The 7,433-nt window shown below is 59.2% G+C and carries 9 protein-coding genes and 1 riboswitch; all 9 genes read right to left on the bottom strand.

Features of this window, described 5'->3' with window-relative positions; all coding sequences use genetic code 11:
- On the bottom strand, positions 1-725 hold a 725-nt coding region (locus tag A3754_RS04855), incomplete at its 3' end, for a biotin carboxylase N-terminal domain-containing protein (RefSeq protein WP_156496803.1).
- Between the two features lie 77 nt (positions 726-802).
- The gene (locus tag A3754_RS04860; protein WP_063518973.1) at positions 803-1,444 is read right to left on the bottom strand and encodes an urea amidolyase associated protein UAAP2; all 642 of its coding nucleotides are present in this window, start codon (positions 1,442-1,444) and stop codon (positions 803-805) included.
- A gap of 43 nt (positions 1,445-1,487) precedes the next feature.
- Positions 1,488-2,222, bottom strand: coding sequence for an urea amidolyase associated protein UAAP1 (locus tag A3754_RS04865; protein WP_063518974.1), 735 nt, complete (start codon positions 2,220-2,222; stop codon positions 1,488-1,490).
- A 10-nt stretch (positions 2,223-2,232) separates the two neighbouring features.
- Entirely contained in the window at positions 2,233-3,021 is a 789-nt protein-coding gene (locus tag A3754_RS04870) for an ABC transporter ATP-binding protein (RefSeq protein WP_063518975.1), read from the bottom strand.
- On the bottom strand, positions 3,021-3,854 hold the full coding sequence (locus tag A3754_RS04875; protein ID WP_063518976.1) for an ABC transporter permease: 834 nt from the start codon (positions 3,852-3,854) through the stop codon (positions 3,021-3,023). Before A3754_RS04875 ends, A3754_RS04870 begins: the two co-directional genes overlap by 1 nt.
- 105 nt (positions 3,855-3,959) lie before the next feature.
- A complete protein-coding gene (locus A3754_RS04880) occupies positions 3,960-5,024 on the bottom strand; it encodes a putative urea ABC transporter substrate-binding protein (protein ID WP_063518977.1) in 1,065 nt (354 codons plus the stop codon).
- A gap of 56 nt (positions 5,025-5,080) precedes the next feature.
- A riboswitch (guanidine-I (ykkC/yxkD leader) is annotated at positions 5,081-5,220 on the bottom strand.
- Positions 5,221-5,516: 296 nt separating this feature from the next.
- Complete coding sequence (locus tag A3754_RS04885) at positions 5,517-6,293, bottom strand: dienelactone hydrolase family protein (protein WP_063518978.1); 777 nt, start codon at positions 6,291-6,293, stop codon at positions 5,517-5,519.
- A gap of 42 nt (positions 6,294-6,335) precedes the next feature.
- Complete coding sequence (locus A3754_RS04890; RefSeq protein ID WP_063518979.1) at positions 6,336-6,653, bottom strand: hypothetical protein; 318 nt, start codon at positions 6,651-6,653, stop codon at positions 6,336-6,338.
- A gap of 70 nt (positions 6,654-6,723) precedes the next feature.
- Complete coding sequence (locus tag A3754_RS04895; protein WP_063518980.1) at positions 6,724-7,305, bottom strand: glutathione peroxidase; 582 nt, start codon at positions 7,303-7,305, stop codon at positions 6,724-6,726.
- Positions 7,306-7,433 lie beyond the last annotated feature (128 nt).

The raw sequence follows: 7,433 nt of genomic DNA on the forward strand, positions 1-7,433 counted from the left end.
GGGGTTTCTTCGAGCACCTTCTGGTGGCGACGCTGGGCAGAGCAATCCCGTTCGCCCAGGGTGATAGCGTTGCCTTGGCCATCGCCGAAAACCTGCACTTCGATATGGCGAGCACGGGCGATATATTTTTCGATGAAGACGCCGTCGTTGGAAAAATTATTGGCACTTAGGCGCCGAACCGTATCCCAGGCTTTGTCCAGGCTGGCCGCGTTTTCGCAGACCTGCATGCCGATGCCGCCACCGCCGGCGGTACTCTTCAACATGATCGGGTAGCCGATGCTGTCGGCGGCGTTTAGCGCGGCGTCTTTATCGGTGAGCAGTGGGGTGCCAGAAAGTAACGGGACACCGGTATCTGCCGCCAGGGCGCGGGCGGTATGTTTCAGCCCGAAGGTGTTCATCTGTTCCGGTGTGGGCCCGATAAAGGCAATTCCGCGCGCTTCGCAACCTTTGACAAAATCCGGGTTTTCACTAAGAAAACCGTAGCCGGGGTGCACCGCATCCACGTTGTGCTCTTCCATCAAGGCGAACAGGGCATCCTGATTCAGGTAGGTATCCCGGGCGCTGCCGTCGCCAAGACAGTAGCTTTCATCGGCCTGGGTGATGTGCAGGGAGTCCCGGTCGGCTTCGGCGAAAACGGCCACGGCGGTGATGCCCATTTTCTTCAGGGTACGGATAACACGAGTGGCAATGGCTCCGCGGTTGGCAATCAGCACTTTGTTGAACATGAGAGTGTCTCTTGGCGGTAGCGGGCCGTCCCGCTATGAATTCTTGCGCTGTATCCGGGTCGTCCCGGCAGGCGCGATCAATCGTTCCAGATCAGTACTTCAATTGGTGTCGGGTTGTAGCCGTTGCAGGGGTTGTTCAGTTGCGGGCAGTTGGAAATCAGGATGACCACATCCATGCAGGCGGTCAGCTCCACATATTTTCCTGGTGCGGAAATGCCGTCCTCGAAGGTGAGGCCGCCGTCGGCGGTGACCGGCACATTCATGAAGAAGTTGATGTTATGGGTGATGTCACGTTTGCCCAGAGAAAATTCCGGATGCTGGTTAACGGCGAGCATCCAGCTGTCACGGCAGGCATGCATGCAGCGCTTTTCCAGATCGTAACGCACGGTATTGCTTTCCGTAGCACAGGCGCCCCCCAGGGTGTCGTGACGACCGCAGGTGTCGGCCACGATTTTCAGCAGCGGGTTTATCCGGTTGGACATCAGCGTGGTGCCGGCGGTGAGGTAGACATTGCCCTGTTCGCGGATGGTGTCCATGGCGCTGTAGCGTTCTCCTGGGTCAGCGGCGCTGTAGAACAGGGTGTCGGCGGCCTGGTTGCCTTGCAGATCCAGCAAACGCACGGTCTGGCCCTGCTTCACGGTATGAATGAAGTAATCACCTGCCGCCACCACTTCGCGAAAACTGGCCTGGTTCGGTTCACGTTGGCTTTCTTTGATCATGTGTTTTCCCTTGTTGCGTGATGCTTGTTACGTGCGGCGGGCCTTACATGCCCAGGTGATAAAGTCGGTTGTTCTCGAAGGCGCGGGTATTTTCCGGACGAAAATTCTTGCAGTAATCATCGTCGGACACCGGTGGTGCTTTGAACATTTCGATACCTACCGGCTTCATCGGGTAATCCTTCGCAGGATTGAGCGGATGGGGGCAGCTGTTCAGGATGACCAGGGTGTCCATTTCAAAACGCAGGGTGAGACTGGCCCCGGCTTTGGCCGCAGATGAATCGAATATCAGGTTGCCGTCTTTATCGGTGGCGACTTTGGAAAAAAGATTCAAATTGGCGGCCATGTCCCGTTCGGTGAGGCCGTATTTCGCCAGCTCCGTAAGGAAGCTGTGTTCGCCGCTCAGGGTCCACTGGTTGTGATGGTCCTGATAGGTTCTTACCGGATATTTTTCCTGTAGTTTTTTTTCGCTGAGTGTTCCGCACACGGACTCATGCCAGCCGAAGTCGTCTTCCACAATGGACGCAAATACCCGGCCCATGTCGGAATACAGGCAGTTGCCCCGGGTCAGTTTGAAGGTGTGTTGGCCTTTCAGGGTGTCGGGGGCGTTGTAGCGTTCCAGCAGGTCTTCCGGGTTGTACATCAACAGGCCCAGGTTGGCGCCGCCTTCCAAATCTGTAAAACGCAGTTGCATGCCCCGGCGTACCCGCAGCGACCAGTGGGCACTGCCGGGCAAGGTGGTTTGGTAGAGAGGCTCGTCATGGAGAGAATTCGTCGTCATGGTGATCACCTTAAAAGCTGTCGATGGCGCGGCTGGTGTTGTCCACGCTTTCGTTAATGGAGGTGAGGGTGCCGGTCTGGCAGTCGCCCACAGGCAGGTCATAGGTCACGCGGGCGCCATAGGCTCCGGGGGCTTGCGGGTCCAGGCGGGGCTTGTCGAATACCCACAGGCGGGTGCCCAGATAGAAGCCTTCGTTGATGTCATGGGTGATCATGAACACGGTGAGCTTTTGTTCTTTCCACAGGGACAGCACCAGCTTGTGCATGTCGGCACGGATGCCCGGGTCCAGAGCGCCGAAAGGCTCGTCCAATAGCAGGATGCGGGGTTTTTTGATCAGTGCCTGGGCGATGGCCAGGCGTTGTTGCATGCCGCCGGACAGTTCGTGGGGGTACTTGTCAGCGGCGTGGCTGAGGCCGACGCTGTCGAGCATTTCCAGTGCCTGCTTTTTCAGTTGCCTGTGGCGCTTTCCAAAACTGAAACCCAGCCAGCGGTTATGTTGCAGTTCGCCGCCGAGCATGACGTTTTCCACCGCAGTGAGGTGGCTGAGTACGGAGTAACGCTGGAACACGACGCCACGGCTTTCATCCGGTTCGGCTGGCAGAGGTTTGCCATCCAGCAATAGCGAACCACGGGTGGTTTGTTCGGTGCCCAACAGCAACTTCAGAAAAGTGGTCTTGCCGCAGCCGGAGGCGCCGACGATGGTGATAAATTCGCCTTCTTCCACCGTGGTATTGAGACGCTCCAGCACAACCTGGTCGCCGTACTCTTTCCACAGGTTCTTCATTTCGATAATCGCCATTATCCCTGCCCTCCCTGAAAGCCCTGCTGGTGGAACCAGGGGTAGCGCCAGTGGGAATAGCGGTTGAGCAGAAAATCGATAGCGAACGCCAGCAGGGTGATCCACACCACGTAGGGAAGAATCACATCCATGGCCAGGTAGCGGCGTACCAGGAAGATCCGGTAGNCCAGCCCTTCCGTGGCGGCGATGGCTTCGGCGGCAATCAGAAACAGCCAGGCCGGGCCCAGTGACAGACGCACGGCGCTGATCAGCCGTGGCATCAGTTGTGGCCACACCAGGCGAGTAATGATTTGCCAGGTGTTGGCGCCCAGCGTCTGCATCTTGATGATTTGTTCGCTGGGAATTTCCAGTGCCCGCTGTTGCAGGTCGCGGATTAAAAACGGTGTGATGCCGATGATGATCAGCATCACTTTGGCCAGTTCGCCCAATCCGAAAATAATGAACAGCACGGGCAGAATCGCCATGGGAGGAACCAGGGATAACCCGGTGACCAGTGGCGACAGGGTGGAACGAATATAGGGAATGGTGCCGTTGCCAATGCCGACAACCAAAGCTGCCAGGGCACTAATGGCTACGCCGATGCCAAGCCGTTGCAAGCTGGCCAGGGTGTCGGCCCAGAGCAGGTAGTCGCCGCTGCGTTTGCTGGGTTCAAACCCCATGCGCTGGATGGCGTCCACAAAGCTGTTGAGCGGGGGCAGCAATTTGTCGTTGGGGTTGTCTGCCAGCCGTGCATCAGAGGCAAGCATGTAGAGCACCAGCAGTAAGGCGAAGGGCAGCAGCCCCAGTGCCCAGCGGCCCACATTTCCCGGCTGGCGATTAATCAGTTTCTTCATGGCAGTTCCCGGTGATTGATGTCGCGCTCAGGCCTCACGCAACACGCGGCATTTATGATGCGTGCCGCGTGCCGCGTGCCGCGTGAGGCGTGCTGCGGGCAGGGGCTACAATTTCCCTTCAGCCGCCATGGCCATGTAATCCGGGATGAAGCGCAGCTGCACATTGCTGTCGCTGCCATAGATGCCGGCCGGGGTTTCGATACCGACAAAGCCGGCATCCGGTGCGCCCTCACCGAGCAAGCCGTGCTGGAAAGAAAACTCCGCCACTTTCTGCATGGTGTCTTTCAGCTCAGCACTGTTAACGAAGGCAACGGCTTCGCTGGGCTGGTAGAACATGCGGGTGGAGACCAATTGCGCTTCGTAGCCGGCCAGGTCGGTGCCGGAGGCTTTGCCCATGAAAGTGCGGGCCGCTTTGCCGGCATCATCGTCCGCAGACATGGTCGCCATGATTTCGTACCAGGCACCGGTGAGGGCTTTGCCGAAATCCGGGTTGGCGTTGAGGGTCTCCGTGTTAACGACCATCAGGTCGATGATCTCGCCAGGAATTTCCGAGGAGTCGAACACCTTGTGGCTGTTCGGCATGCGGGTGATTTCGCTGAGCAACGGATTCCAGGTGGCCACGGCAGTGACGTCATCACTGGTGTAGGCAGACACCAGGTCGGCGTCGGAGGTGTTCACCACGGTCAGGTCTCTTTCGCTCAGCCCCACGGTTTCCAGTGCCCGGGCCAGCATGTAGTGAGAAACAGACAATTCCACCAGGTTCACGTCCTGGCTCTTGATGTCAGCCAGCGTGTCAGCGCCTTTCAGCACAACGCCGTCATTGCCGTTGGAAAAATCGCCGACGATAAGGGCTGTGGAATCCACGCCGCCGGCGGCGGGAATGGTCAGGGCGTCCATGTTGGTCATGGCACAACCGTCGTAGGCGCCGGCGGTGTACTGGTTGATGGATTCCACGTAGTCGTTGATCTGCACCACGTCGATGTCGATGTCGTACTTGTCGGCCCATTTATCCACGATTTTCTGCTGGGCGCCGTAATCCCACGGCATCCAGCCCACATAGATGGACCAGCATATGCTGAAGGAATCTTTAGCCAGCGCGGTGACCGGCGTGAGTGAGGTGAACAGGGCAAGCGCTGCAACGGCAGCGGTCTTTCGTACGGAACGGGTCATGGTGGAGCTCCTTGGCTACGGACGATGAGGAATCCAATGACAAGGTTGTCATCGTGTCCTCCCGGGCTTTTGTCCCGCCGTGTAACCCCCTGCGGATAGACGTTGTCGCGGGTCTATCGGCGCCAAGAAGGTCGACTGCTCTCGGACCAGGCATCGGCTGCTGACGCAGTCGACCGGAACCCTAGCGGTCTATTGGTGCACATTGTGTTGAGTCGGGAGCCTCTGAAAGACCTTGCATGCAAGGCGTCATTTAGAGGCTCCCTAATGGCAACAAGGCCATTCGATTCCTCTTGCGTAACAAAGCAAAGGGAGTGCCAAGATGGGCCTGGCGAGGAGGGGAAAAGGCGTGCGCCCGCGCGAGCCGTGGGCTGAGGCGAAAGCGGGAGAAAGAAAAGGGGGGTAGTGTGTGTGAGGAGGATGACCATGCCGGCACCTGAATGGGTGCCGGTATGGTGCGTGGTGCGCGGTGATGCGCAATTCTGGTGCGGGTGATTATTCCTCGTGTTCCAGGAAGTCGACCAGTGCTTGCCAGCTTACCTGGTCCGCATGGGCGCTGTAGGCCAGCGGCATTTCAAAGCGTTTGCCGGCGGCATCTGCCCCCGGGTTGGTGAAGCTGTGTTTCACGCCGGGAAAGCTGAGTAGCTGGAAATCTGCGCCAGCGGTGGTCATCTCGCTGACAAAACCGCTGACCTGTTCTGCGGGTACCATGGGGTCCGCCTGGCCGGTGGCGACCAGCACGCGGGCCTTGATGTCGCCGGCCTTGGCCGGGTTCTCTGTGCCCAGGCTACCGTGGAAGCTGGCTACCCCGGCCAGGTCGGTCCCCCGACGGGCCTGTTCCAGCACCACCGCCCCGCCAAAACAGTAGCCAATGGCGAACAGGCGGCCCGGCGCTACCTGCTGCTGTTTGAGCATCATGGTGCGGGCGGCCTGGAAGCGGGCGTTCATGGCTTGCGGGTCGGCCAGGGCGGTTTCCATGAAGCTTTTGGCGTCTTTGGGGTGGGTGGCGACTTCGCCGGTGCCGTACATGTCCACGGCCAGTGCGGTGTAACCCGCTTCAGCCAGCATGCGGGCGCGGTTACGGGCATAGTCGTTCAGGCCCCACCACTCGTGCACCACGATCACCCCGGGGCCAGGGTCTTTCTGGTCATCGTTAAGGTACATGATGCCTTTGCCCAGGCCGTCCGGCAGGGTGACTTCGGTTTCAATAATATCGGCGGAGCTGGTCTGGCCAGCGACAATCAGGGATACCAGCAGGAAAAACCGTTTCATAGACCTGTCCTTGGATGTGCCATAAGGGTGCCATAAGGCGGGTTATTTATTCTGCCAGACCCAGCGTAGTGGTTCGCCGAAGTCGTCATAAACCAGTTTGCGCTGCGGTCGGGCATTCAAGCGTTGCCGGCGGGGCTTGTGCTTGCGTGCATCAATAGTGGCTGCTACCTGGCTCAGGTCAGTGCGTTGCGCCTGACGTGGGCCATTGAACAGCACCGTCTGGTGGCCTTTGCCGGAGACTGCATCGGCGCCACTCACCCCGTTTGGCACTTCACTAATGGACCCGCCTTCGGAGAGAAAGCGTTCCATGTCGCGTTCCAGGCGATACCGTTGTTGTTCCTTGCTGTTACGAACTTTCACGGGACTCATCGGGGCTGATGGGTTGATCGATCACAATAGCAGGCTCATATGAACGCTGCCACCACGGTGGCTAGTCCGTCTGGCCTTGAGAGCCGGGCAGCGCTTGCCGGATGGCCGCTTCCAGCTTGCCGCCCAGAGGCTTTTCCGCCGCGGGGAAATGGATGATGCCGTCGCCGCTGGCGGGTACCAGGTATTTGTTGAAGTTCCACCCGGGCTCGCCGGCCGCCTGGTTCAACGCCTGGAACACCGGGTTGGCGGCATCGCCCTTGACCTGACTGGTGGCAGCCATGGGGAAGCTGACGCCGTAGTTCACATAGCAGACGCTGGCGGTATCGGCCTCATCGTCCAGTTCCTGGCGGAAGTCGTCGGAGGGGAAGCCGATGATGACCAGGCCTTGTTCACGGTAAGTCTGGTATAGCGCTTCCAGGCCCTTGAACTGTGGGGTGTAGCCGCACTGGCTGGCCGTATTGACGACCAGTGTCAGTTTGCCCGCTGTAAGGGCGCACAAATCCAGCTCGCTGCTGGCGTGCAGCTTGCGCACGGAGGCATCCAGCGCCGGGGCGCAGGCTGAGTCGGCGCCTGCCAGCGGGGGGGTAAGCAAGGGAGCCAGCAGGGCAAGCGTGGTAAGGGCATGGCGCAGGGGGCAGGGCATGCAGGGTGTCCTTTGTTTACGTCAGCGGGATTGCCGGAACGTTCGATATTGAGAGTATCGCGAAGACCGGTCAAGGCAACGCGAAGGGTCGCTCCCGGCCTTGATGGGGTTTCCTGTTCGCCGCATCA

This window comes from Alcanivorax sp. HI0083 (assembly GCF_001635175.1).

Bases quoted from the DNA above. Each gene is read 5' to 3' on its own strand.
- A3754_RS04860 (WP_063518973.1), bottom strand. From the start codon at position 1,444: ATGATCAAAGAAAGCCAACGTGAACCGAACCAGGCCAGTTTTCGCGAA.
- A3754_RS04880 (WP_063518977.1), bottom strand. From the start codon at position 5,024: ATGACCCGTTCCGTACGAAAGACCGCTGCCGTTGCAGCGCTTGCCCTG.
- A3754_RS04885 (WP_063518978.1), bottom strand. From the start codon at position 6,293: ATGAAACGGTTTTTCCTGCTGGTATCCCTGATTGTCGCTGGCCAGACC.
- A3754_RS04895 (WP_063518980.1), bottom strand. From the start codon at position 7,305: ATGCCCTGCCCCCTGCGCCATGCCCTTACCACGCTTGCCCTGCTGGCT.
- A3754_RS04870 (WP_063518975.1), bottom strand. From the start codon at position 3,021: ATGGCGATTATCGAAATGAAGAACCTGTGGAAAGAGTACGGCGACCAG.
- A3754_RS04865 (WP_063518974.1), bottom strand. From the start codon at position 2,222: ATGACGACGAATTCTCTCCATGACGAGCCTCTCTACCAAACCACCTTG.